The following is a 23,838-nucleotide window of genomic DNA, read 5'->3' as shown; positions in this document are numbered from 1 at the left end:
TTGCGGCCGCGACTGCACCAGTCACGCTTGACCGGCGGCAGACCTCGACATAGTTTAGAATAATTCTAAACTAGAGATCATCAATCATGCTTTCGCGCGTTTTCGGTTTCGGCCGCCGTCCCTTTTCATCGCTCTCCGAACAGGAAATCCTGGCATTGGCCATCTCCTCCGAAGAGGACGATGCCCGTATCTACCGCTCCTATGCCGAGGGGCTGCAGGACAGCTATCCGCATTCAGCCAGGATGTTCGAGGAGATGGCGGCGGAAGAGGACAAGCATCGCGGCATGCTGATCGAACTGCATCGCAAGCGTTTCGGCGAACATATCCCGCTGATCCGCCGCGAGCATGTGAAAGGCTACTACGAACGCAAGCCCGATTGGCTGGTGCGCCCGCTGGGCATCGAAAAGGTTCGCCACCAGGCCGAGGAGATGGAACGGCAGGCGCAACTCTTCTACATCGAGGCGGCCAAGCGCACGTCGGACGCTTCCACCCGCAAGCTGCTTGGCGACCTCGCCGCCGCAGAGCAGAATCACGAGGACCTGGCGCACAGACTCGAACAGAAATATGTGCCCGGCGACGTGCGTGATGAGGAGGCCGCTACGGAGCGGCGGCAATTCATCCTCACCTATGTGCAGCCGGGACTGGCCGGTTTGATGGACGGCTCGGTGTCGACGCTGGCACCCATCTTCGCCGCAGCCTTTGCCACGCACGACACCTGGCAGACCTTCCTCGTCGGCCTCTCGGCCTCGATCGGCGCCGGCATCTCGATGGGTTTCACCGAAGCCGCCCATGACGACGGCAAGCTCTCCGGGCGCGGCTCGCCGCTGAAACGCGGCCTGGCCAACGGCATCATGACGTCGCTCGGCGGCCTCGGCCACGCCTTGCCCTATCTGATCACGAATTTCTGGACTGCGACCACCGTCGCGGCGGTGGTTGTGTTCTTCGAATTGTGGGCAATCGCCTTCATTCAGAACCGCTACATGGAAACGCCGTTCCTGCGCGCCGCGTTTCAGGTCGTGCTTGGCGGCGCCCTGGTGTTCGCAGCAGGCGTACTGATCGGCAACGCCTGACGATCTTTCTCTTTTGTCGGGAAGCGCCGATCAGCCATGCGCCCTTTGGCTGTCGGCCGGCACTTCAGCGCGATCGAACATGCCGTAGTCGCGGACGACGTGGGCGATGCGCAGGCGGTAATCCGAGAAGATGCCGCCGCGACCCGCCTTCTGGGCATGACGATGGTCCTCGGTGTTCCGCCATTTTCTCACCGCGTCCTCGTCGCGCCAGAACGAGAGCGACAGCACACGCGCCGGATCGGTCAAACTCTGGAACCGCTCGATCGAGATGAAACCGTCGATGCCGTCGAGCAACGGGCGCAGATTGGCGGCGATGCCGAGATAGGCGTCACGCTTACCGTCGGCCGGCGTGACTTCGAAAATAACAGCGATCATGGATTGGTCTCTCCTGTGAGAAAATCGCCAACTGCCTCAAACAACGCGACACGGCCGGTCTCGAGATGCATCAAGTGGGTGCCGTCGGGAAGTTTGCGATCGAGCTTGATCCGGCTTCCGAGCCGGTTCATCAGCCAGGCAGCATCGGCGTCGTTCGAAACGCTATCCCAGGCACCGCGCACGATCAGCGTGGGCGCCTTGATGAGATCGGGATCATAGGCCATCCGACCGCTCCAGGCAGCCGCGATATCGGCCACGGGGCCACCGGGGATCTGGACGGATGGCGGCGTTCGCAAAGCGCTGGCCGGATCCGTGGCGAGGTATGCCGGCCCCCAGGACGCCAGCTCCGGCTCGATCAGGACAGGCGGGTGCCCCGGGGGTACGTCCTCTACAAAACGCGACAATTGATCGGCTATCGACACCAGCCGCCAGCCCGGGACATCGGCTTCGATCTGACTTGCCGCCGCGCGACGGGCGAAAGGCCCGAACAGCACCAGGCGGTCCAACGTCTCGGCTCGCGCCGCCGCATAGAGCCCGGCGACCAGTGTCCCCCATGAATGGGCAAGCAACGAAACCCGCGGCCTCCCGGTCGTGGCAAGGACATGCGCGACGACACGAGCCAATTGCCGGGCGGCCGATGGCGCACGGCCGCCCGGTTGTTTGCCAACAGGCGAACGCGAAAAATAGTCGGGACGATCGGAGCCGCCATAGCCGGCAAAATCGAACGCCCACACATCAAAACCACGCTGGTGCAGATCATCCATCCAGGAATGGCCGTGAAACCGGTATGCGACCGACAATGCCGAGGGAAACGTCGCGCCATGGACGTAGAGAACGCTGGGTCCCGATGAGGCCGCACGCCTGACGAGCAACTGCGGCTCGCCGGCGCGTCCGCCGAGCATTGAGACATCGCCCGCGATCACGGCTTCACCAAAGCCGCATGCGGCGCGGATGCCAGTTTCAGGAAGATCCGGTCTTCCCGACGAATGAAATTCTCGCGACGGGCGAATTCGAAATTGGCCTTGCCCGCGGGGTCGGCGGCGAGGCGAGCGCGGTAGGCTTCGTAGTCGGCCAGGCTGTCGACGTTGTAGAGCGCATAAGCTGTCGTGGCCGAGCCTTCATGCGGCGCGAAATAACCGATCAGGTCCGCACCGCAGCGCGGGATCGCCTGCCCCCAGTTACGGGCGTACTCCTCGAATGCCGTCTTTTTGAAAGGGTCGATCTCGTAGCGGATGAAGCAGGTGATGGTCACGGTCGTCTCCTTGATATGGCACTGACGCTTCGATCGGCATCGAAACGTCGGCTTGGAAAATGGGAATAGACTGCCGATGCGGTCACAACCGCCAGAAGGACCTCGCGCATTCGCGCCGAACGTCTTCCGGCGTCAGACCCAGGTCGCCGAGTTGCCATGCGTCGAGTTCGGCAAGATCGAGCCGCTGCAGATAGCGATCGTAACGGCGCATGAAGTGCGAGAGCAGCCCACGCGATCTCCAGCGAAAGCGGAACCTCGCATAACCGGCATCGACGCAGACCGGTTGGAGCAGGCTGACAGGTTGGAACAGGCTGGTCATCGTTGTCTCCTTGAACTGCCCTCAGATTAGTGCTTTTCTCTGCGGCAATGCTTTGATGGAGATCGAACCATGAAAGACGGACCGGACATTGCCCGTATCGCCAGCCTGATCGGCGACCCGGCCAGGGCCAACATGCTGACGGCCCTGATGACAGGTTCCGCGCTAACGGCGAGCGAACTGGCGCTGGAGGGTGGTGTCAGCCTGCCGACGGCGTCATCTCACCTGGCCAAGTTGATCGAGGGCGGCTTGCTTACGGTCGCGGCCCAGGGCCGCCACCGCTATTACGGCCTGGCCGGGCCGCAGGTTGCCTCCATGCTGGAGGCCATCATGGGTGTGGCTGCGGGTGTGGGGCCGAAGCGGGCGCGCCCCGGCCCGCGCGAACCTGCGATGCGCGAGGCGCGGGTCTGCTACGACCATCTCGCCGGCGAACACGCGGTGAAAATGATGGACACGTTCCTTGCCCGCGACGTCCTCGTGCGCGATGGCCAGGAGATCCGCCTCGGCCCGATCGGCCATTCGCATTTCACCGCCGTCGGCATCGATGTGGAGAAGCTCGGCCCTTCGCGCCGACCGGTCTGCCGCGACTGCCTCGACTGGAGCGTGCGTCGCTCACATCTCGCCGGACAGCTGGGCGCCGCAATTCTCGACAAGATCCTCGCCGAGAAATGGGCGCGCCGCGAAAAGGACAGCCGCGTCGTCACCTTCTCGCCCAAAGGCCGCCAGGCGTTCGAGAAGGCATTCCTCGAAATCTAAGCCAATCGATTATTTGCGCCGGAGACTTCTGACGAATTCCGTGAACGAGGACGCCAGAGGCAAGACGTAGCCCCAGTCCTTGGAACTGGCTTCCTCCAGAGTCCAGTCGTCGTCCTCCGGCGCGAGCTCGTGGTCGATCAGGCAGAGCTTTCCCTCATTGCCGTCATCGAACCTGAGGCAGATCGGATTGCCGCCATGGTCATTCATGATCCACACCAGGTCGTTGTGTAAGGGCCATGGTGGAGATTTCCGGTTGTGCTCCAGCGAGTAGCGCGGATTCTTGTGCAGGCCACCGACGTCCTCCACATATCCGGCCCACACGCCGTTCGGGAAATCGAATGAAACTTTCTGCAGGCAGCGACCGCCGGCACAGGTCATCAGGAACGCGCAATAATCGTCGGGAAGGAAGATCCCCGTCGTTTCCTCGAACCGCTGCAGATCGGCTGGCGCTGCCGGGCGCTCTCCTGCCTGGTTGATGGCGTCGACAAAGCGCCAGAGCTCCATTCTCACATTCCCGCAGATCGCTGTTGATGTCCTGCAGCGTAGTGAAAACGGAGCCTCTTCCGCAACTCCCAAGACGACTCGATCGTTCCGTATTTCGTAGCGCAGGATCGAAACAGAACCGCGTATTTTCGAGTCCCAAACGAAAGCTTCTGTGGCACGAAAGCCACATCGCCGACGAAGGCGTCAAAAGGCGTCAAAACACCGCCAATCCGCCACTTTCCGGCCACGATTCGTAAAGGTTTTGCCCGAAGATTAACATCCCGTTCACCGACTATTCACGCCTTCTCGCTAGGATGCATCCCAATCGGACGGGGCATCCGAAAATCGGGACAGGGAATAGACGAATGACCATCTGGAGCCAGTTCAAAGGCTACGCCGCAGCCATCCGCGAATTCATCGCGCCGACCTATCGGCCGGAACGCCACTACATGCGCGGTCCAGGCCCGGCCTGCGCCCGCCGCGCCCACGCGCTTGGCGTGAGCGCGCACTGATGACACTGGAAAGCCGTCACGACAGCCGGGTCGCCCGTCCCGCCGGCGAACATCGCACGACCACCTACCGGCCACTGCGGCCCGGAATTCCCGCGCGTCCCTGAACCGCCCCAGCGATACCACTTCCCGATCTTCGAACCGCCGGCGCCTTCGCTGGCGGTTCTGTTTCTGGGCAGGCCTCAAGATTTTTCCGCATCGCCTGTCGAAATCAGGCAAGCTCCCGCGACATTCGGGTGGCCGGCAAGAACGCGGCCTTCGAAACCACGGGAGACTATCGTGCAATACATACTTCTGATCCATGTCGACGAAACCGCCTTCGCCAGGATGACCCCGGAAATGCAGGGCGTGATGTCGGAACCCTACATGGCCTACAACGCCGCGCTCGAAAAAGCCGGAGCCATGGTCGTGGGCCAAAGGCTGCAACCGTCCAACGTCTCCACGACGGTCAAGGTCCGCGACGGCAAGACCGAGGTGCTCGACGGCCCCTTCGCCACCACCAAGGAACAGCTCGGCGGCTTCTATCTGATCGAAGCCGAGGATCTCGACGCCGCCCTTAGCTGGGCCGCGCGCTGCCCTGCGGCCAGCCACGGCGTTGTCGAAGTGCGCCCGATCTGGCCGACACACTGAGCGTCATGGCCTCGGCCACGGAACAGGCCCGGGCGGCAGCCGAAGCAGCCGCCCGCCACAGCTACGGCAAGCTTGTCGCATTCCTCGCGGCGCGGTCGCGCGATGTCGCCGGCGCCGAAGATGCGCTCGCCGATGCCTTCGCCATGGCATTGACGAAATGGCCGGAAACAGGTGTTCCGCAAAATCCGGAAGCATGGCTTCTCGCCGTGGCGCGCCGCAGGGCCACAGACCAGCATCGCCGGCGCCAGACCCGTGAGGCGGCACTGCCGCACCTCAGGCTCATCGGCGACGAGATGGAGGAAGAAGCGATGCGCGAGAAACTGCCGGACGACCGGCTCGGCCTGATCTTCGCCTGCGCCCACCCGGCGATCGATCCAGGCGTGCGTGCGCCGTTGATCCTGCAGACCGTGCTCGGCTTCGACGCCGCCACCATCGCCTCGGCTTTCCTGGTCTCGCCCGCCACGATGGGACAGCGGCTGGTCCGCGCCAAGGCCCGCATCCGGGAAGCAGGCATTCCTTTCCAGATCCCCGAGCGCCCTGAACTGCCCGAGCGGCTCTCGGCAGTGCTGGAGGCCGTCTACGCCGCCTTCGCCGAAGGCTGGACAGATCCGGCCGGCACCGAAACACGACGCCGCAATCTGGCGACCGAAGCCATCTGGCTGTGCCGGCTGCTGACCGAGTTGATGCCGGACGAACCGGAAGCGCTCTCGCTGCTTGCCCTCATGCTTTACGCCGAGGCCCGACGCGAAGCGCGCCGCTGTTCGCAAGGCGATTTCGTGCCGCTCAGCGAACAGGACATGGCCCGGTGGGACGCCAGGCTGATCGAGGAGGCGGACTCGCTGCTGCAACGGGCAGGCCGTTCGGCCGATCTCGGCCGCTACCAGATCGAAGCGGCGATCCAGTCCGTGCACGTCGCCCGGCGCCTGACCGGCAGGACCGACTGGGCGGCGATACGGCAATTCTACGATGCGCTTGCGCTGGTGGCAGGCTCGCCGGTCGTGACGATCAACCGGGCAGTGGCCATTGGTGAAACGGATGGGCCTGCCGCCGGACTGGCCGAACTCGATACGGTCGCCGGCGACCGTCGCATCGAAGACTACCAGCCTTACTGGGCAGCACGCGCCGGGTTGCTTGCCGAACTCCACCAAATCGATGAAGCGAGGCTAGCCTATGAGCGGGCGATCGGCCTCGAACGGGACGACGCCGTGCGACGCTTCCTCGCGGCAAGAAAGGCGACGCTGCTGAACTGAGCAGCGCCTGTCGCCGTTGCTCAGGCAGGCCACATCTCGTGCGGACCGTTGAGCGCAGCCAGCATGGGATCGGCACGCAGCCTGGCGCATACCCGCTCGACATTCGGCCAGGCAGCGCGCGCCTTGTCCGGTTCCGGATACCAGCACACCAGCATCAGCATGTAGATATCGGCGATGGTGCGGCTGTCGCCGACCAGCCAGTCGCGCCCGACCAGTGCGCTGTCCAGGATGCTGATCTCCTTGTCCATTTCGACAACCGCTGCTTGCTTGACCGCGCCGACGCCGTCGGCATCGGTGGTCGAACGATGCGGATAGTAGTAGCGTAGATTGGCCATATAGATGGCGGTGGCCATGAACGCCATCCAGCGCAGGAAGTCCGCCCTGCCCGGCTCGCCGACAATCGGACCGAGTCCCTTTCCGGGATGCTGTTCGGCAAGCAGCAGCGAGATGGCCGCGGTCTCCGGCACGGCGTGACCGTCCGGCAGAACCAGCACCGGTACCTGGTTCATCGGACTGATCTTGAGAAATTCCGGAGCGGGCTGCGGCGTCTTCGGCACATCGATCTGTTCGAATGCGATACCGGCCAGCTTGAGCGCGGCCTCGATCACGAACCCGCCCGAGCCCGGACGCGTGTAGAGTTTATGCATTTTCAGTCGATTCCTCCCCGGCGTTATTTCGAGCCGAAGAGATTTGACCTTGCCGGTGCACGGCACTCAAGCCGGCAACGGCAGGGCCAGATGGTTTTTCACAAGGGCCAGCGGACGCAAACGCTTTGCCGCAGCAGCCCCCTTGAGAGAAAGAACTATGCGCCGAGCCCTTCGAAGAGCACGGTCGAGAGGTAGCGCTCAGCGAACGACGGGATGACGACGACAAGGTTCTTGCCCTTGTTTTCCGGTCGCGAGCCGACAACGATCGCCGCCTGCAATGCCGCACCTGAGGAGATACCAACCGGCACGCCTTCCAGGCGAGCGACGAGACGGGCATTGGCGACCGCGTCCTCGTTGGAGACCTTGACGATCTCGTCATAGATGGTGGTATCGAGGATCTTCGGTGCGAAGCCCGCGCCGATGCCCTGGATCTTGTGCGGGCCGGGCTGGCCACCCGACAGCACGGGCGAAGCTTCCGGCTCGACCGCCACGACATGCAACGACGGCTTGCGCTTCTTGATCACCTGGCCGACGCCGGTGATGGTGCCACCGGTGCCGATGCCGGAGATGAAGATGTCGACCTCGCCCTTGGTATCGTTCCAGATCTCCTCGGCGGTGGTCTCGCGATGGATCTCGGGATTGGCCGGGTTCTCGAACTGCTGCGGAATGATGGCGTCCGGCAGCGAAGCAGCCAGTTCGTCAGCCTTGGCGATGGCGCCCTTCATGCCTTTCGGGCCTTCGGTCAACACCAGTTCGGCACCGAGCAGCGCCAGCATCTTGCGCCGCTCCACTGACATGGTTTCCGGCATGGTGAGGATCAGCTTGTAGCCTTTGGCGGCTGCGGCGAAGGCCAGCGCTATGCCCGTGTTGCCGGACGTCGGCTCGATCAGCACGGTCTTGCCGGGGGTGATCTTGCCGTCGCGCTCCAGCGCCTCGATCATGGCAACGCCGATGCGGTCCTTCACCGAGGCGATCGGGTTGAAGAACTCGAGCTTGGCGAGAAGGTTGGCGACAATGCCCTTTTCCTTGGCGAACTTGTCCAGCCTGACCAGCGGGGTGTCGCCGATCGTCTCTGTGATGGAATTGTAGATGCGGCCCCGACCGGGAACACGTGCGGAGGTTGCAGGCTTGTTCATTGATTTTGCTCCCTGAAACGAGGCTGTCTTATGCGGCTTTTGAACGACGGAAGATAGGCCGCCGCCCGACTATATCCGAGCGGGCGGCGTGCTGGAAACAACGGGTGACCGGAAGAATTTTCCCGATTGATCCGATTTCAGATCAGGCTTTGAAAAAGCAATCTCAGGACCTGGCGGCGATTGCCGCCGCCGCGCCAACCATGAAACCTGCTGCCGTGCGGTTCAACGCCTTCAGGGCGCGTGGCGAGCGCAGGAACCAGCGCGCCTTGGCGGCAAGCGCCAGATAAGGCACCAGCACAACGAGCAGCACGACAGCCGTGATGGCGAGCAGAACCCCACAATCCGCGAACGTCAGGGACTTCACGTCGACAATGGTCGGCGTGATTGCCAGATAGAAGATCATCGTCTTCGGATTGCCGAGCTGGACAGCCAGGCCGGCCAGCACCGATTGCACGAAACCATCCCGGCCCTTGCGGGCTTCGATGGTCTCCGACGTGATGCCCGCGGTCCAGAAACTCCAGGCGAGATAGACAAGATAAAGCACGCCCAACCATTTGATGACGAGGAACACGATGCCGAAACTCTGCGCCACCAGCGCGAGACCAAGTACCACGGCGGTAAGATAAATGAGGTCGCCGACAACCAGGCCCAGCGACATCGCCAATGCAGACCGGAAGCCGGAGCCCAGCGCTCGCGCCACCAGGGCGGTTATACCAGGGCCAGGGATGGCGGCGGCGACCGCAAGAGCGGCGGAATAGGCAAGAAATCCGGCAAGGGTCATCGGGAAAGCCTCGAAAGCACCGATACTTTATCGCATGGAAGTCAGCCCGCTGGAAATGGCATAGCGCTTGGTCCAGCCGCTCACATTTTTCTGAAAGCGAATTCTGTTCTGTTTGTTTGCCGCATGATCTTTGTCCGAAAAGTCTGCAACTTTTCGGGATCATGCTTTAGAAGGCATCGACATTTCGCTTCTGGTCCTGTACGCGCACGGTCCCGCTGCGGCTTGCCTCGACAGGCCCGCACCCTTTTGCGCAAACATCCAGGACAAGACGATGCGACCGGCTTTCGGCGGCATAGACTTCGGCACTTCCAATTCCACCGTCGGCGTGATCGAGAACGGCAGGCCGCATCTGGTGGCACTCGAAGACGGAAACCCGACTTTGCCCTCCGCGATCTTCTTCAATTTCGAGGATGGCAACACCCTGTTCGGCCGCCGCGCCATCGCCGACTACACCGACAGTGTCGAAGGCCGGTTGATGCGGGCGCTGAAAAGCGTGCTGGGTTCTTCGCTCGCACATGAAAAGACGCGTATCCAGGCACGCACACTGGCCTTCACCGACATCATCGGCCTGTTCGTCGCGAATCTGAAAGCAAAGCTGGACAGTCATGCCGGGCAACCGGTCGAGAATGTGGTGCTTGGCCGACCGGTGCGCTTCGTCGACGAAGACGATGCGGCCGACGCAGAAGCACAGAACCAACTGGAAAAGGCCGTGCGCAAGCAAGGCTTCAAGCACATCGACTTCCAGTTCGAACCGATCGCCGCCGCACTCGACTACGAACACACGCTGAACCGCGAAGAGCTCGCCCTGATCGTCGACATGGGCGGCGGCACGTCGGACTTTTCCATCGTTCGGGTTTCGCCGGAGCGTTCGACCGTCCACGACCGCAAGGACGACATCCTGGCCAATCGCGGCGTCCACATCGGCGGCACTGACTTCGACCGTCTGCTCAGCATCGCCCATGTCATGCCGGAACTCGGCTATCTGACGCAGACGAAAGACGGTAAACGCAACCTGCCGGCCGGTTATTTCGTCGATCTCGCCACCTGGCAGCGGATCAACCTGCTCTACACGCCGAAGGCCATGCTGGACCTACGTCAGATCCGGTATGAGGCTGCTCGCGCCGATCTCGTCGACCGGCTGATCGAGGTGGTCGAACATCGGTTCGGCCATGCGCTCGCCACCAAGGTGGAACGGGCCAAGATCGAACTCACAGATCAGGACGAAGCGTCGGTGGATGTCGGATTGTCGGGCGCGACATTCTCGGCGCCTTTGAACAAGCAGGGCCTGGAAGACACCATCCGCGGCGAAGTCGGCCGAGTCACGCAGACGGTTGCCGATACCCTTGCCGACGCCGGCGTGAAGCCAGGAGACATCACGGCCGTGTTCCTGACCGGCGGCTCGACCGCTATTCCGCTGGCGCGACGCAGCATCCTGGCCCTGGTGCCGCACGCCCAGGTCGTGCAGGGCGATGCCTTCGGTTCGGTCGGGCTCGGTCTCGCGCTCGACGCCCGCCGCAAGTTCGGCTGAGCTCAGGTCTTGCCCTTGTAGGAGACACGCCAGACCGTGCCGTTACCGTCCTCGGTGACGATGAGCGAACCATCTTTGGCGACGGCCACGCCGACTGGCCGACCCCAGACGGCGTCATCGGAAACGACAAACCCGGTCATGAAGTCCTCATAAGCGCCGGTCGGCTTGCCGTCCTTGAACAACAGCCGCACCACTTTGTAGCCGGTTGGTGCACCGCGGTTCCATGAACCGTGCAAGGCGACGAAGGCGTCGCCCTTGTATTCGGCTGGAAACTGGGAGCCCTCATAAAAAGTGATGCCGAGGGGGGCCGAATGCGCCTGCATCAGCACATCCGGCACCGTCACCTTGCCGGCAAGGTCGCGACGCGTGCCGGCATGGCGCGGGTCTTCATTGCTGCCGATGTAGTACCAGGGCCAGCCATAGAAGGCGCCTTGCTTGACTGAAGTCGCGTATTCGAAGGGAAGATTGTCGCCCAGCGCATCGCGTTCATTAACCACGCACCAGGGCTGACCGGTCGCAGCCTGAACGGTAAGCCCCGAGCAATTGCGCAAGCCAGTGGCAACGCTGCGCCGATTGTTACCGTCAGGGTCGAAAGCAAAGACCGCGGCTCGTCCGCGTTCGTAACCCCATGCCGCGCCCAGCGGCTCGTTGGCGGCCCAGGCTTTTGGCCCTCCGGGAGGATCGCCCAACTCTTCCGCCACATTGGAAGCCGAGCCCACCGACAGGTAAAGCGTCTTGCCGTCCGGTGAAAAAGCGATGTCGCGGGTCCAATGACCGCCGTCCGGAATGTCCGCGACAACGGTTTCGGGCTTTCCGGAAGCCTCCAGATCGCCGTCCCTGTAGGGAAAGCGTACGATGCTGTCGGTGTTGGCGACATAGACCCATTGCGGCTTTTCAGGCGGATGGAAGGCTATGCCATAGGGTGAACTCAAGCCCTTGGCGTAGATCGCCTCTTCGACGGGCTTGGCGTTGCCGTCCCCGAGCCGATAGAGCCGAACCTGGTCAGCACGGCTGTCGGCGACGAAGATGTCGCCATTTGGTGCGACGCGTACGACACGCGGATTGCTGATGCCGGAAGCAATCAGTTCGGCCGAAAAGCCGGCAGGCAGCTTCGGTTGCGCGTTGTTCGGGCGCCGGATTTCGCTCGGGCTGTTGGAGGCGGAATCGGAGACATAGGGTTTCGGCAGATCCTGCGGCGTCAGCAGGCGCTGGATACCGGGCTTGTCGGTGCGCCAACCGCCGAAGGCAGCCTCCCCTTTCAGAACCTCGAACTGCTGGGCGAAAGCCAGAGACACAGGCGCTACAAAGAATGGAACCAGCAAGGCTGCAACAGCACGTTTCACATCATCCTCCTTGGCCCACCAGGTCGAAGATAGGATGGGAGGTGCATCAACGCATCACAACTGACCGTGAAAAGATAAAAGCTGTCATGCTTCCGCGCCAAAGCCGTCTTCGAGCCGCTGCTCCAGTTCGACAAGATCGGCCGGCAGCGGCAGGCCAAGCGCCCGCAGTTCGGAGAATTTCTCGCGCAGTTGTTCCTGGATCTCGTGCTCGTCTTCCGGCTGATTGACCATCTCCTGCAGCAGCAGGCTGATGCGGGCTTTGATCTCTTCCAGCGCCATGGTGTTCCCTCCTGGCTGGCAGTCTCAGCGAATTACCGCAGCATGCGCGAAATCAGCTGCGCCGTATAGTCCACCATCGGCACGATGCGGGCGTAATTCAGCCGCGTCGGTCCGATCACTCCGAGAGCACCGACGACTCGCGCATCCTTGTCACGGTAAGGCGCAACGACCAGCGATGAGCCCGAAAGCGAGAACAGCTTGTTTTCCGAGCCTATGAAGATGCGCACGCCCGAGCCTTGTTCGGCCAGGTCGAGGAGCTGGATCAAGCCATCCTGGGTTTCCATGTCCTCGAACAGACGCTTCAAAAGTTCGATATCGGCCTGGGCAGTGACGTTTTCAAGCAGATTGGCGCGACCGCGAACAATCAGGCGCGATGGCAGGCCGCTTTCAGTGCCGGCCCAAACGGCGAGGCCCTTCTCGACCAGATCCTGCGACAACGTGTCGAGCGCTGTGCGGGTCTCTTCCTTCAGCCGCGCAATCTCGCCGCGCGCTTCGGCCAGCGTCCGGCCACGGATATGCGCGTTGAGGAAGTTCGATGCCTCGTGCAGTTGCGACAGCGTGATGCCGGCCGGCAGGTCGATCACGCGGTTCTCGACGTCGCCACCTTGCGAAACCAGCACCGCCAATGCCTTGCCCGGTTCCAGCTGGATGAACTCGATGTGCTTCAGCGCAACTTCGGCCTTGGCGGCCAGCACCAGCCCGGCGCCGCGTGACATGCCCGACAGCATCTGACTGGCTTCGGTCAGCATATGTTCGAGCGACATGCCCTCGCCCGAAGCCTTCACCTGCGTCTCGATGGACCGGCGTTCATCGTCGGTGAGGTCGCCAAACTCCATGAAGGCGTCGACAAAAAAGCGCAGCCCCTGCTGCGTCGGCAGCCGCCCAGCGGAAATATGCGGCGCGTAGATCAGTCCGAGATGTTCCAGATCGCTCATCACGTTGCGGATCGTGGCCGGCGACAGTGACGAAGGCAGTATCCGCGACAGGGAGCGTGATCCGACCGGCTCGCCATCCCGGAGATAGGATTCCACGATGCGTCGGAAAATGTCGCGCGAACGTATGTCGAGCGGCTGGAAGGCCGGCGATTGCATGATCGGATCGACGATGGGTTTGGTCATCGGGCGCAAAATCTCCAGGGCCAAGGATATAGATTGCAACCGGGGCGACGCAAGCGACCCGTTTTCCTTTGCGCCCGATCCTGCATGGGGCTACAAGCCGCCCACGACTCCAAAACCAAGAAGAAAGAGCTTTGATGCGCCCCTCCAAACGCCAGCCTGATGAAATGCGTGCGATCTCCTTCGAGCGCGGCGTTTCCAAGCACGCCGAAGGCTCCTGCCTGGTGAAATTCGGCGACACGCATGTGCTGTGCACCGCGAGCCTTGAGGAGAAGGTGCCAGGCTGGATGCGCAACTCCGGCAAGGGCTGGGTGACGGCCGAATACGGCATGCTGCCGCGCTCGACCGGCGACCGCATGCGCCGCGAAGCCTCAGCCGGAAAGCAAGGCGGCCGCACGCTGGAGATCCAGCGGCTGATCGGCCGCAGCCTGCGCGCCGTGGTCGACATGCAGGCCCTGGGCGAAGTGCAGATCACGGTCGACTGCGATGTCATCCAAGCCGACGGCGGTACCCGCACGGCTTCCATTACCGGAGGCTGGGTGGCACTCTATGACTGCCTGCGCTGGATGGAAGCCAGACAGATGGTGAAGCTGGACAAGGTCCTGAAGGATCATGTCGCAGCCATTTCCTGCGGCATCCATGACGGCCAGCCGGTCATCGATCTCGACTACCTTGAGGATTCATCGGCCGGCACCGACGCCAATTTTGTCATGACCGGCAAGGGTGGCATCGTCGAAATCCAGGGCACGGCCGAAGGCGAGCCGTTCTCGGAAGAACAGTTCTCGGCGCTGATGGGCTTGGCCAAGAAGGGCATTTCCCGGCTAGTGTCCCTGCAACAGATGGCGGTAGCCTGAGGCCGATGCAGCCTGCTGCCATCCTTGAATCCGCGCTCTACGTCACCGATCTGGAGGCGGCGGAAGTGTTCTATGCCGACATCATCGGCCTGGAGCGCATCGGCAAGGTTGAAGGCCGCCATGTGTTCTTTCTCTGCGGCCATGGCGTCCTGCTGCTGTTCAATGCGGACGCGACAAGACATCCACCAGCGCTCGATGCACGGCTGCCGGTGCCGCCTCATGGCACAGCTGGCCAAGGCCACCTCTGTTTCGCGGCGAGTGCCGAAGAGCTGGATCGCTGGAAGGCACATCTCGACGCGCTTGGCGTCGCCGTCGAGGCCGAATTCGAATGGCCGCAAGGCGGCCGCTCCATCTATCTGCGCGACCCCTCCGGCAATTCGCTGGAATTCGCCGAACCCAAGATCTGGAAGCTGTGAATGCATTCGCTCGATGGAAAGAAGATCGTCGTCGCCAGCCATAATGCCGGCAAGCTGAAGGAATTCGCCGACCTGATGGCGCCGTTTGGCTTCGAGGCCAAGTCGGCCAAGGAGTACGGCCTGCCGGAGCCCGACGAAACCGGGACGACGTTTGAGGAAAATGCCTACATCAAGGCGTTCGCTGCTGCCCAAGCGACCGGCTTGCCGGCGCTGTCGGACGATTCCGGGCTTTGCGTCGATGCGCTCGATGGAGCGCCCGGCGTCTACACCGCCAATTGGGCGGAAAAGCCCGATGGCAGCCGCGACTTCGGCATGGCGATGCAGAAGACTGAAGACGCACTGCAGGACGTAAAGGCCACTGAAACGGCGCAGCGCACGGGGCGTTTCGTCGCTGTCATCTGCCTCGCCTTCCCTGACGGAGAGGCTGAGTATTACCGTGGGGAAGCGGACGGCGTGCTGGTGTGGCCGCCGCGAGGCGAGCTTGGTTTCGGTTATGATCCGGTGTTCCGCCCGAATGGCCACGACAAGACCTTCGGCGAAATGACCGCCGAGCAGAAGCATGGCTGGAAGCCAGGACAGGCCGAGGCGCTTTCGCACCGCGCCCGCGCCTTCCAGAAGTTCGCCCGCGCCAGGCTGGGTTCGACCTGATGCTGCTGGATCGGTCGCCCGGCTTCGGCGTCTACATCCATTGGCCGTTCTGTGCGGCCAAATGCCCTTACTGCGACTTCAACAGCCATGTCCGCCACCAACCGGTGGACCAGGAGCGCTACACACGCGCCTTCGAGGCCGAGCTTGCGAAGATGCGCGAGCGCACCGGCCCGCGCGAAGTGACCAGCATCTTCCTTGGTGGCGGCACGCCGTCGCTGATGAAACCGGAAACGGTCGGCGCGGTGCTGGATGCAGTTGCCAGGAACTGGACAGTGCCGGCCGGCATCGAAGTGACGCTGGAGGCCAACCCATCCTCTGTCGAGGCCGAACGCTTCCGTGGCTATCGCGCGGCCGGCGTCAATCGTGTTTCACTCGGCGTACAGGCGCTGAACGACCGCGACCTCAAATTCCTTGGCCGGCTGCACAATGTCGACGAAGCGCTGCATGCCATCGGGCTTGCCCGCGAGATTTTCCCGCGGCTTTCCTTCGACCTGATCTATGCCCGTCCCGGTCAGACGCCGGAAGCCTGGGAGGCAGAACTCAAGGAAGCGATCGGCCATGCCGCCGACCACCTGTCGCTTTATCAGCTCACGATCGAGGAAGGCACACCCTTCCACATGCTGTATGCGGCAAAGAAGTTCGAAATCCCGGATGGTGACCACGCCGCCGACCTCTATCAGTTGACGCAGGAAATCACCGCGGGGCATGGCCTACCGGCCTATGAGATCTCCAACCATGCCAAGCCAGGCGCCGAGAGCCGTCACAACCTGACCTATTGGCGCTATGGCGAATATGTCGGCGTCGGTCCTGGCGCCCATGGACGCTTCGTCGAGAAAGCCACGCGCGTGGTGACGGTGGCGGAGAAAATGCCGGAAACCTGGCTCGACCTCGTCGAGAGCAAGGGCCATGGCATCACCGGAGGCGAAATACTGACGCGTTCGGAAGAGGCTGACGAATTCCTGCTGATGGGATTACGTCTTGCCGAAGGCATCGACCTTGCCCGCTACGAGCAGTATTCGGGCCGGGCACTGCCCTCGGACCGGCTTTCAATCCTGCAGGAAGAAGGGCTGGTCGCGTCGATCGGCAATTCGCGCCTGCGTGCCACGCCAGCCGGCATGATCGTGCTGGATGCAGTCGTGGCCGATCTCGCGCGTTGATCCCGCCGGAACAATCAGTGCCTGTGATTGCTCTTGGCGCGATCTTTTTCGGCGAAGAGTTCACTGCCACGAACTGACTTCAACTCGTCCTTGCCATGGCGATGATCGCCGTTTTCGTCGCTGGAGACGTTGGAAGGTCCTGTCTCGCGCGCGCTGCGCGCTTCCAGCTGGGACATGCAGGCATCGAAATGATTGGGCATCGTATGCTTCCAGAATCACCCTTGAATTCCGCCGCGCCCTGTGTGCTGCGGCCCTGTGGCAAAGGTGTGGCGACGCACGACTTTTGCAAGTCGTGACTGCCCGTGCCAAACAAGGATGACCGGAGGGCGCATGAGCGGCGATACAACCAGGAAGACCTACATGATCGGGCAGGCAGAACTCCCTGCCAGGCCCCTTGAGGCAGCGCTCTACCTGGTCGCTACACCAATCGGCAACTTGGCCGACATCACATTGCGCGCCTTGGAAACGCTGGCTGCTGCCGATCACGTCGCCTGCGAGGACACACGCGTTTCGCGCGTGCTTCTGGAGCGCTACGGCATTCGCCGTCGCACCACAGCCTATCACGAGCACAATGCCGCCGAAGCCGGCCCGCGGCTGATCGCGGCGCTCGAACAGGGACAAAGCGTCGCGCTGATCTCGGATGCCGGCACGCCGCTGGTTTCCGACCCCGGTTACCGGCTGGTCGGCGAAGCGATCGAGCGCGGTATCCGCGTGGTGCCGATACCCGGCCCTTCGGCACCGCTTGCCGCACTGACGGCATCGGGCCTGCCTTCGGACACCTTCCTGTTCGCCGGCTTCCTGCCGGCCAAGACCGGCCAGCGCCAGACACGCCTGGAAGAGCTGAAAGGCGTGCCGGCGACCTTGATCTTCTTCGAGTCGCCGCGACGGCTGGCCGAGACACTCGGCGCAATGGCCGAGGTGCTGGGCGGCACGCGCCAGGCAGCGATCGGACGCGAACTGACCAAGACCTTCGAGGAGATGCGCCCCGGTACGCTGGCCGAGCTTGCGGCACATTACGCGGCCGCCGACACGCCGAAAGGGGAAATCGTCGTCTGTGTAGGCCCGCCGGTGGCAAGAACCGAAGGTCCGGCGGACATAGACCGGTTGCTTCTGTCACTTGCCGCGGAAATGCCAACCTCCAAGGCAGCGGCCGAGGCGGCAAAGATGACCGGTGGGCAGAAGCAGGTGCTCTACCGCAGGCTGCTCGAGCTGAAGGATGCAAACGGTGGCTGAGGCCTCCGTCAGCAGGAAACGCAAGTCCTACCGTCGCGGCCACCGCAGCGAATGGCTCGCCGCAATCGCCCTGACTTTCAAAGGTTATCGCATCCTCGCCCGCCGCTATCGCACCAGGCTTGGCGAGATCGACCTGATTGCGCGGCGTGGCGATCTCGTGCTGATCGTCGAAGTGAAGGCGCGGCGAACCTTGAAGGAAGCGATGGAAGCCGTCCAATACGAATCCGAGCATCGTATCGAACGCGCCGCCGATCTGTGGCTGTCGCGGCAGCCGGACTTCGGCAGGCTTTCGGTGCGCTTCGACATGGTGGCCGTTCTGCCCTGGCGCTGGCCGGTTCATGTCGAGAACATCTTTCAGGGACACTAGCGGGCTGGGGTCTTTACCGCGATGAGAAATGCCCTTAACAGCGCTTCCCAACCTTGATTTCGCGCTGCCTCGCCGCAGCCGCCCATGCGAATGGAGCACCCAATGAGCCTTCCCGACCGGTTGAGCAACGACCCACGCAGCCCTTTTTTCGACGCCGAAGTGCTGGAGCGCGGCGTCGGCATCCTGTTCAACGGACGCGAGCGTGACGATGTCAGCGAGTATTGCGTCAGCGAGGGCTGGATCCGTGCGCCCGCCGGCAAGTCGAAGGACCGCTTCGGCCAGCCGATCACCATCAAGCTCAAGGGCACGGTCGAACCATTCCCGAAGCCGTGACGTGGCCGATCAGCCGGTGATGTCGAAATCCACCGGTGCATCCGCGAGGCCGGCAGGGCTTGTCTCGACACTTTTCACGTGAGCCCCGGATGGTCCTTACCGGAACCGCTCCAGCATCCCGGCCACGGCTTCGCTCGAACCGGCAATGAAGGCACTGACGGAGCCGTCCGGCTCGTTGCGCACCCAGCCGCGCAGACCAAGACGCAGCGCCTCGCGTTGTGTCCAAACACGAAAGCCGACACCCTGAACCCGGCCGGCGACGCGCACGAGCACCGCCTGGTCGTTCACCGCTTCGTCACCCGCATCGGCAGGCCGCCGTCGGGCTGCGTGGTCAGCTTCTGCACCGGCCATGGTTTCGTCTCGGCCACCGAGTCGAAACGGAACCGCGACAGCAAGACGGCGAGTGCAATGATCGCTTCCTGCATGGCGAAACTTGCGCCGATGCATACGCGCGGTCCGGCTCCGAACGGCAGATATTGGAAACGGTCCATCTTTTCCCGGTTTCCGGGATGGAAGCGCTCGGGCAGGAAGGCGTCGGGTCGATCCCACAGCTTGCGGTGGCGATGCACCACCCAGGGCATGACAAGCACAGCCGCACGCGGCGGGATGTAGAGCCCGTTGAAGGTCTCAGGTTCGATCGGTTCTCGGTTGATCGACGGCGCCGGCGGGTAGAGCCGTAACGCTTCCTCGAAAACAGCACGGGTCAGCGGCATGGCGTCCAGCCATTTGGTCGGATCCGGCTCCCGTGCCAAGACCGCGTCGATCTCGGCTTCCACCGGCTCGCGTTCCCATGGCGCCTCGGCCAGGCAATAGAGCGTCCAGCCGAGCGCGCGAGCCGTCGTCTCATGACCCGCGCCAATGAAGGTGATGATGTTGTCTTCGACTTCCGCTCGGGTCAGCCCTTCCGGCCCCTCGGCCTTGAGCAGCAGGGTGAGAAAATCCTGCGGCGCACCGTTCGGGTCGCGCTTCAGACGCTCTTCGCGCATCAGCACGGTGTTGGTGACGATGTTGCGGAAGTAAGCGAGCGACTTGCGCCCGCGAATACGTGTGAGCCTCGGCAGCCAATCCGGCGCACGCAGAAGGTCGAGCGGATCGACTCGCCCCATTGTCTCGAACAGCCGGTCGATCTGGCTGGCGAAACTGCCCGGTTCGCCAGCAATCTCGTTGGAGAAAAGCGTCTCGGCCAGGATCTCGTAGGTCAGCATCGTCATGTCGTGAGCGACATCGGAGACCTTGCCATCCTCGTAACGATCGACGAACTCGTTCGTCCGTTTCAACATCGGAGCGGCGAAACCAAAGATGTGGCGCGGCGTGAAAACCGGCGCCATCGCCTTGCGCGAACGCTTCCAGACATCCCCTTCGGCAGTGAGCAACCCGTCACGCAGGATCGGGCGCAGAATCTTCTGGCGCACCGCCGCCATCTTGTAGTTCCTGGCATTGTCGACCAGCACATGGCGGATCAGGGCCGGATCGTTGGCGACGACCAGCGGACCGCCGACACCGGTCACCGAAATCCAGGGCTCGTTGTAGGAAGGCTCCCCCCACAGTTCGAGCGGATTGCGGTAGACGATGCGCATCATCTCCAGCGTCGAGGGCGGCGTTGTTCGCGGCTTCGGCGCCGGCGGGACGAAGGGGGCTGGCTTTGTGTCCATGACGTCATCCGTGGCTGGCCACAATGTAGTGAGCGCCGATCGTGGCGTCCATGCGGCGTGACGTCTGGAGGATGGTGGGAATTCCGCGCGGAAGGCAGCGGCGGCCCTGCTCGACCGGAGCAGCCCGCAACCGGAATACCTAGTTCCTCAGTTCCTTGCGCTCCAGGAAAAGCTTCAGGCTTTCGCGGATATCGGCCTCGTCGAAGACGCCTTGCGAGAACAGATCCATCGCCGCCCGGGCCAAATTCTCGGCGGCGACGCTGCCGCGCATCAGGCCTCGCTTGGTGCAGATGTCGTCGTAGATGTCCTTGAGCAACTTGAGGTCGTCAGGATACGCAGCCCCAGTCGAAGAATGGGAGATCACCATCACTCACTCCCTGCGCGTGGGTCGGAAGCCCTGTCATTGTGTGTGGTCAGCGACGCCCCGATCAAGATCGCCGACATGTCATCATACGATGACGCGACAGAATATCCAATACGGCTCATGAATCGGGCAGGTCTCGGCTCGCTTGCCCGCATCCCGCACGGATGGAACTGTCTCATAGCCGGAAAAGTATTGGCGGGCTGAAGCGCCCTGCCTGTAATGTTCGAGCTCCAGGACGGAGGGGAAATGACGCGCTTGGATCGTTTCGCGCCACACACGCTGAGCCTGTTGCGCGTCGTGTGTGCGATGATCTTCCTGAACTACAGCATCCAGACGATCATCAAGCTCCCGCTCGCCGGAAGCGGCCTGCCCTACACCTTGTTCTGGGTGGCAAGGTGGATGGAACTTGCTTTCAGTTCGCTGCTGCTTATCGGCCTCTTCACACGCACCGCCGCCATGATCCTCGCATTCAATTGCATGGTTCTTTACAGCTACCGCTACCTGCCGGAAGCAGCCTGGCCAAGCGAGCGTGGCGCCTACATGCTGGTCGCCCTGTGGGCCATCTGCCTGCATATCCTGGCCACAGGCCCTGGTCGGTGGAGCCTCGATACGCTGAGAACGGGGCTCGACGAAGCCCTCGGGCGCTGACCCGCGCCTGACCGCAGCGATCGCCCACCTGCAGGATAGGTCGGCAAACGCCTGTTATCCCCGCCCGAACGCCCCGTAAACCTTGGAAAAACCGCCTTTTACCCCTATATCTGTCTCTTCGGGACGAGCACGATTCGGGCGCTTCCTGCGCCTCTTAGAACGGTATCGAACAAACAGGTTTTCATGAGCGATCAGAGCGACAACGCCAGCGGCGGCAGCGCCGAGTATGGCGCCGATTCCATCAAGGTTCTCAAGGGCCTGGACGCGGTGCGCAAGCGCCCTGGCATGTATATCGGCGACACCGATGATGGCTCGGGCCTGCATCACATGGTCTATGAGGTGGTCGATAACGCCATCGACGAGGCTCTGGCCGGCCATGCCGATCTCGTGACGGTGACGCTCAATCCCGACGGCTCTTGCACAGTAATCGACAACGGCCGCGGCATTCCGACCGATCTGCATCCGACCGAAGGCGTTTCCGCCGCCGAAGTCATCATGACCCAGTTGCATGCCGGCGGTAAGTTCGACCAGAACTCGTACAAGGTATCCGGCGGTCTGCACGGCGTTGGCGTCTCGGTGGTCAACGCGCTGTCGGTGTGGCTGCGCATCAAGGTTCGCCGCGACGGCAGGATTCACGAAATGAGCTTCACTCATGGCGACGCCGACGCGCCGCTGAAGGTGACTGGCACCTATGTTCAGGAAAAGCTCGCTGGCACCTATGAGGGCCGCAGCGGTTCGGAAATCACTTTCCTGCCGTCTTCAGACACGTTCAAGGGCGTGACGGAGTTCGACTACGGCACTCTGGAACACCGACTTCGTGAACTCGCCTTCCTCAACTCCGGCGTGCGCATCGTGCTGACCGACAAGCGCCATGCCGACGTCAAGACGCAGGAACTGCACTATGAAGGCGGGCTCGAAGAGTTCGTCAAATATCTCGACCGCTCCAAGAAGCCGCTGATCGACAAGCCGATCGCGATCAAGAGTGAACGCGACGGCATCACCGTCGAAGTCGCGATGTGGTGGAACGATAGCTACCACGAGAATGTGCTGGCCTTCACCAACAACATCCCGCAGCGCGATGGCGGCACCCATCTGGCCGGCTTCCGCGGCGCGCTGACGCGCCAGGTGACCGGCTATGCCGACAGTTCGGGGCTGACCAAGAAGGAAAAGGTGACGCTGACCGGTGATGATTGCCGCGAAGGCCTGACCGCCGTGCTTTCGGTGAAGGTGCCGGATCCGAAATTCTCCTCGCAGACCAAGGACAAGCTGGTGTCTTCGGAAGTGCGCCCGGTTGTCGAAAGCCTCGTCAACGAGGCGCTCGGCACCTGGCTGGAGGAACATCCTTCCGAGGGCAAGACGCTGATCGGCAAGGTGGTGGAAGCCGCTGCTGCCCGTGAGGCCGCGCGCAAGGCGCGCGAACTCACCCGCCGCAAGGGCGTGCTCGACATCACCTCCCTGCCCGGCAAACTTGCCGATTGCCAGGAGCGTGACCCGGCCAAATCCGAAATCTTCATCGTCGAGGGTGACTCGGCAGGTGGCTCCGCCAAGAGCGGCCGCTCGCGCCAGAACCAGGCGATCCTGCCGCTGCGCGGCAAGATCCTCAATGTCGAGCGCGCCCGCTTCGACCGCATGCTGTCGTCCGACATGATCGGTACGCTGATCACTGCGCTCGGCACATCGATCGGCAAGGACGAGTTCAACGCTGACAAGCTGCGCTACCACAAGATCATCATCATGTCGGACGCCGACGTCGACGGCGCCCACATCCGCACGCTGCTGCTCACCTTCTTCTTCCGGCAGATGCCGGAGCTGATCGAGCGCGGCCACCTCTATATCGCGCAACCGCCGCTTTATAAGGTCAGCCGCGGCAAGAGTTCGCAATACATCAAGAACGAAAGTGCCTTCGAGGAATTCCTGATTTCATCCGGGCTAGAAGACGCCTCGCTCACCCTGTCATCGGGTGAAGTTCGTACCGGCCAGGACCTCGCTTCCGCCGTGACCGACGCGTTGGGCGTGCGCCAGCTGATCAACGGCCTGCACACGCGCTACAACCGCAGCGTGGTCGAACAGGCAGCGATCGCCGGCGGCCTCAACCCGACTGTCTTCAGCGATCTCGGCCGTGCCAATGCCATGGCCGAAGCGATCGCGAAGCGGCTCGACGTCATCGCCGAGGACACCGAGCGTGGCTGGCAGGGGCGCACGTCGACTTCCAACGATGGTACCGGCGGGTATGTGTTCGAACGCACCGTGCGCGGCGTGCGCGAGGTGGTGCAGATCGACATGGGCCTGATCAACTCAGCCGATGCGCGTCAACTCGATCGTTACGCCGCCCGCCTCGCCGAAGTCTATTCCCAGCCGCCGCAACTGCGCCGTCGCGAGACCTCGGAGATGATTTCCGGCCCACTCGTCCTGCTTGAAACGATCTTCGCTGCCGGCAGAAAGGGCCTGACCATGCAGCGCTACAAAGGCCTTGGCGAAATGAACGCCGAGCAGCTGTGGGAGACGACACTCGATCCGAACGTGCGCTCGCTGCTTCAGGTCAAGGTCAACGACGCCACCGACGCGGACTCGCTGTTTGCAAGGCTGATGGGTGACGAAGTGGAGCCGCGTCGCGAGTTCATTCAGGAAAACGCGCTAAACGTGGCCAACCTAGACATCTGAGGGTTTGGTACCGTCTCGCTGACGCGTTTCAGATA

At 62.6% G+C, this 23,838-nt stretch carries 29 protein-coding genes and 1 pseudogene; 15 read left to right on the top strand and 15 right to left on the bottom strand.

Features of this window, described 5'->3' with window-relative positions:
* The first annotated feature begins 86 nt into the window (after window positions 1–86).
* Complete coding sequence (gene mbfA / locus AC3WTO_RS01795; RefSeq protein ID WP_492458964.1) at window positions 87–1,070, top strand: iron exporter MbfA; 984 nt, start codon at window positions 87–89, stop codon at window positions 1,068–1,070.
* 30 nt (window positions 1,071–1,100) lie between these two features.
* Here mbfA and AC3WTO_RS01790 read toward each other — a convergent pair whose 3' ends face one another.
* The 4 genes from AC3WTO_RS01790 to AC3WTO_RS01775 all read right to left on the bottom strand — a co-directional run bounded on the left by AC3WTO_RS01790 (window position 1,101) and on the right by AC3WTO_RS01775 (window position 3,016).
* The gene (locus tag AC3WTO_RS01790) at window positions 1,101–1,445 is read right to left on the bottom strand and encodes an antibiotic biosynthesis monooxygenase family protein (protein ID WP_492458963.1); all 345 of its coding nucleotides are present in this window, start codon (window positions 1,443–1,445) and stop codon (window positions 1,101–1,103) included.
* Window positions 1,442–2,368 (bottom strand): alpha/beta hydrolase, encoded by a 927-nt coding sequence (locus AC3WTO_RS01785; protein ID WP_492458962.1) that lies wholly within the window; start codon window positions 2,366–2,368, stop codon window positions 1,442–1,444. Before AC3WTO_RS01785 ends, AC3WTO_RS01790 begins: the two co-directional genes overlap by 4 nt.
* Window positions 2,365–2,697, bottom strand: coding sequence for an NIPSNAP family protein (locus AC3WTO_RS01780; protein WP_492458961.1), 333 nt, complete (start codon window positions 2,695–2,697; stop codon window positions 2,365–2,367). Before AC3WTO_RS01780 ends, AC3WTO_RS01785 begins: the two co-directional genes overlap by 4 nt.
* An 82-nt stretch (window positions 2,698–2,779) precedes the next feature.
* On the bottom strand, window positions 2,780–3,016 hold the full coding sequence (locus tag AC3WTO_RS01775; protein ID WP_492458960.1) for a DUF1127 domain-containing protein: 237 nt from the start codon (window positions 3,014–3,016) through the stop codon (window positions 2,780–2,782).
* A 69-nt stretch (window positions 3,017–3,085) separates the two neighbouring features.
* On the opposite strand from AC3WTO_RS01775, the gene AC3WTO_RS01770 reads away from it, so the two are divergent.
* The gene (locus tag AC3WTO_RS01770) at window positions 3,086–3,769 is read left to right on the top strand and encodes an ArsR/SmtB family transcription factor (protein ID WP_492458959.1); all 684 of its coding nucleotides are present in this window, start codon (window positions 3,086–3,088) and stop codon (window positions 3,767–3,769) included.
* 9 nt (window positions 3,770–3,778) lie between these two features.
* Here AC3WTO_RS01770 and AC3WTO_RS01765 read toward each other — a convergent pair whose 3' ends face one another.
* Entirely contained in the window at window positions 3,779–4,273 is a 495-nt protein-coding gene (locus AC3WTO_RS01765; protein ID WP_492458958.1) for an SMI1/KNR4 family protein, read from the bottom strand.
* Window positions 4,274–4,617: 344 nt separating this feature from the next.
* Between AC3WTO_RS01765 and AC3WTO_RS01760 the strand changes: the two genes are divergently transcribed.
* The 3 genes from AC3WTO_RS01760 to AC3WTO_RS01750 all read left to right on the top strand — a co-directional run bounded on the left by AC3WTO_RS01760 (window position 4,618) and on the right by AC3WTO_RS01750 (window position 6,641).
* Entirely contained in the window at window positions 4,618–4,764 is a 147-nt protein-coding gene (locus tag AC3WTO_RS01760; protein WP_129410768.1) for a hypothetical protein, read from the top strand.
* A gap of 276 nt (window positions 4,765–5,040) precedes the next feature.
* The gene (locus AC3WTO_RS01755; RefSeq protein WP_492458957.1) at window positions 5,041–5,391 is read left to right on the top strand and encodes a YciI family protein; all 351 of its coding nucleotides are present in this window, start codon (window positions 5,041–5,043) and stop codon (window positions 5,389–5,391) included.
* Window positions 5,392–5,396: 5 nt separating this feature from the next.
* Window positions 5,397–6,641 (top strand): RNA polymerase sigma factor, encoded by a 1,245-nt coding sequence (locus AC3WTO_RS01750; RefSeq protein ID WP_492458956.1) that lies wholly within the window; start codon window positions 5,397–5,399, stop codon window positions 6,639–6,641.
* A gap of 20 nt (window positions 6,642–6,661) precedes the next feature.
* On the opposite strand, the gene AC3WTO_RS01745 is transcribed toward AC3WTO_RS01750, so the two are convergent.
* The 3 genes from AC3WTO_RS01745 to AC3WTO_RS01735 all read right to left on the bottom strand — a co-directional run bounded on the left by AC3WTO_RS01745 (window position 6,662) and on the right by AC3WTO_RS01735 (window position 9,205).
* The gene (locus AC3WTO_RS01745) at window positions 6,662–7,288 is read right to left on the bottom strand and encodes a glutathione S-transferase family protein (RefSeq protein WP_492458955.1); all 627 of its coding nucleotides are present in this window, start codon (window positions 7,286–7,288) and stop codon (window positions 6,662–6,664) included.
* Window positions 7,289–7,443: 155 nt separating this feature from the next.
* On the bottom strand, window positions 7,444–8,424 hold the full coding sequence (gene cysK, locus AC3WTO_RS01740) for a cysteine synthase A (protein WP_492458954.1): 981 nt from the start codon (window positions 8,422–8,424) through the stop codon (window positions 7,444–7,446).
* A 163-nt stretch (window positions 8,425–8,587) separates the two neighbouring features.
* A complete protein-coding gene (locus AC3WTO_RS01735; RefSeq protein WP_492458953.1) occupies window positions 8,588–9,205 on the bottom strand; it encodes a LysE family translocator in 618 nt (205 codons plus the stop codon).
* Window positions 9,206–9,476: 271 nt separating this feature from the next.
* Between AC3WTO_RS01735 and AC3WTO_RS01730 the strand changes: the two genes are divergently transcribed.
* Window positions 9,477–10,733 carry an Hsp70 family protein gene (locus AC3WTO_RS01730; protein WP_492458952.1) on the top strand — a complete coding sequence of 419 codons (1,257 nt, stop codon included), beginning with the start codon at window positions 9,477–9,479 and terminating at the stop codon, window positions 10,731–10,733.
* Window positions 10,734–10,735: 2 nt separating this feature from the next.
* Here the strand turns inward: AC3WTO_RS01730 and AC3WTO_RS01725 are convergent, their stop codons facing one another.
* The 3 genes from AC3WTO_RS01725 to hrcA all read right to left on the bottom strand — a co-directional run bounded on the left by AC3WTO_RS01725 (window position 10,736) and on the right by hrcA (window position 13,473).
* The gene (locus tag AC3WTO_RS01725; protein ID WP_492458951.1) at window positions 10,736–12,076 is read right to left on the bottom strand and encodes a PQQ-dependent sugar dehydrogenase; all 1,341 of its coding nucleotides are present in this window, start codon (window positions 12,074–12,076) and stop codon (window positions 10,736–10,738) included.
* Between the two features lie 84 nt (window positions 12,077–12,160).
* Window positions 12,161–12,355 carry a hypothetical protein gene (locus tag AC3WTO_RS01720; RefSeq protein ID WP_492458950.1) on the bottom strand — a complete coding sequence of 65 codons (195 nt, stop codon included), beginning with the start codon at window positions 12,353–12,355 and terminating at the stop codon, window positions 12,161–12,163.
* A gap of 32 nt (window positions 12,356–12,387) precedes the next feature.
* Window positions 12,388–13,473 (bottom strand): heat-inducible transcriptional repressor HrcA, encoded by a 1,086-nt coding sequence (gene hrcA, locus AC3WTO_RS01715; protein ID WP_492458949.1) that lies wholly within the window; start codon window positions 13,471–13,473, stop codon window positions 12,388–12,390.
* 134 nt (window positions 13,474–13,607) lie between these two features.
* Between hrcA and rph the strand changes: the two genes are divergently transcribed.
* Genes rph through hemW form a run of 4 tightly spaced genes read left to right on the top strand, consistent with a single transcriptional unit; the run spans window position 13,608 to window position 16,545 of the window.
* Window positions 13,608–14,324, top strand: a complete 717-nt coding sequence (rph, locus tag AC3WTO_RS01710; protein ID WP_101936017.1) for a ribonuclease PH — start codon at window positions 13,608–13,610, stop codon at window positions 14,322–14,324.
* Window positions 14,325–14,329: 5 nt separating this feature from the next.
* A complete protein-coding gene (locus AC3WTO_RS01705) occupies window positions 14,330–14,740 on the top strand; it encodes a VOC family protein (protein WP_492458948.1) in 411 nt (136 codons plus the stop codon).
* On the top strand, window positions 14,741–15,388 hold the full coding sequence (gene rdgB / locus AC3WTO_RS01700) for an RdgB/HAM1 family non-canonical purine NTP pyrophosphatase (protein WP_492458947.1): 648 nt from the start codon (window positions 14,741–14,743) through the stop codon (window positions 15,386–15,388). It abuts the gene before it with no gap.
* Window positions 15,388–16,545 carry a radical SAM family heme chaperone HemW gene (hemW, locus tag AC3WTO_RS01695; RefSeq protein ID WP_492458946.1) on the top strand — a complete coding sequence of 386 codons (1,158 nt, stop codon included), beginning with the start codon at window positions 15,388–15,390 and terminating at the stop codon, window positions 16,543–16,545. The genes rdgB and hemW overlap by 1 nt, the downstream gene beginning before the upstream one ends.
* Window positions 16,546–16,559: 14 nt before the next feature.
* Here hemW and AC3WTO_RS01690 read toward each other — a convergent pair whose 3' ends face one another.
* The gene (locus AC3WTO_RS01690) at window positions 16,560–16,745 is read right to left on the bottom strand and encodes a hypothetical protein (RefSeq protein ID WP_492458945.1); all 186 of its coding nucleotides are present in this window, start codon (window positions 16,743–16,745) and stop codon (window positions 16,560–16,562) included.
* 130 nt (window positions 16,746–16,875) lie between these two features.
* Here AC3WTO_RS01690 and rsmI point away from each other — a divergent pair, with 130 nt between their 5' ends.
* The 3 genes from rsmI to AC3WTO_RS01675 all read left to right on the top strand — a co-directional run bounded on the left by rsmI (window position 16,876) and on the right by AC3WTO_RS01675 (window position 18,478).
* Complete coding sequence (gene rsmI, locus AC3WTO_RS01685) at window positions 16,876–17,778, top strand: 16S rRNA (cytidine(1402)-2'-O)-methyltransferase (protein ID WP_492458944.1); 903 nt, start codon at window positions 16,876–16,878, stop codon at window positions 17,776–17,778.
* Window positions 17,762–18,145 (top strand): YraN family protein, encoded by a 384-nt coding sequence (locus AC3WTO_RS01680; RefSeq protein ID WP_492458943.1) that lies wholly within the window; start codon window positions 17,762–17,764, stop codon window positions 18,143–18,145. The genes rsmI and AC3WTO_RS01680 overlap by 17 nt, the downstream gene beginning before the upstream one ends.
* 102 nt (window positions 18,146–18,247) lie before the next feature.
* Window positions 18,248–18,478, top strand: a complete 231-nt coding sequence (locus tag AC3WTO_RS01675; RefSeq protein WP_492458942.1) for a DUF3297 family protein — start codon at window positions 18,248–18,250, stop codon at window positions 18,476–18,478.
* A 9-nt stretch (window positions 18,479–18,487) separates the two neighbouring features.
* Here AC3WTO_RS01675 and AC3WTO_RS01670 read toward each other — a convergent pair.
* The 3 genes and pseudogenes from AC3WTO_RS01670 to AC3WTO_RS01660 form a co-directional block, all read right to left on the bottom strand.
* Window positions 18,488–18,829, bottom strand: a pseudogene (locus AC3WTO_RS01670) (acylphosphatase).
* Entirely contained in the window at window positions 18,763–20,130 is a 1,368-nt protein-coding gene (locus AC3WTO_RS01665) for a cytochrome P450 (protein WP_492458941.1), read from the bottom strand. Before AC3WTO_RS01665 ends, AC3WTO_RS01670 begins: the two are co-directional and overlap by 67 nt.
* Before the next feature lie 139 nt (window positions 20,131–20,269).
* On the bottom strand, window positions 20,270–20,497 hold the full coding sequence (locus tag AC3WTO_RS01660; protein WP_492458940.1) for a hypothetical protein: 228 nt from the start codon (window positions 20,495–20,497) through the stop codon (window positions 20,270–20,272).
* A 243-nt stretch (window positions 20,498–20,740) separates the two neighbouring features.
* On the opposite strand from AC3WTO_RS01660, the gene AC3WTO_RS01655 reads away from it, so the two are divergent.
* The gene (locus tag AC3WTO_RS01655; RefSeq protein ID WP_492458939.1) at window positions 20,741–21,142 is read left to right on the top strand and encodes a DoxX family protein; all 402 of its coding nucleotides are present in this window, start codon (window positions 20,741–20,743) and stop codon (window positions 21,140–21,142) included.
* A gap of 183 nt (window positions 21,143–21,325) precedes the next feature.
* Window positions 21,326–23,803 (top strand): DNA topoisomerase (ATP-hydrolyzing) subunit B, encoded by a 2,478-nt coding sequence (gene gyrB, locus AC3WTO_RS01650; protein WP_492458938.1) that lies wholly within the window; start codon window positions 21,326–21,328, stop codon window positions 23,801–23,803.
* Window positions 23,804–23,838 lie beyond the last annotated feature (35 nt).

Source organism: Mesorhizobium sp. EU05-FHT14A09, assembly GCF_058790995.1.
This window is presented reverse-complemented; position numbering and strand designations above follow the sequence as displayed.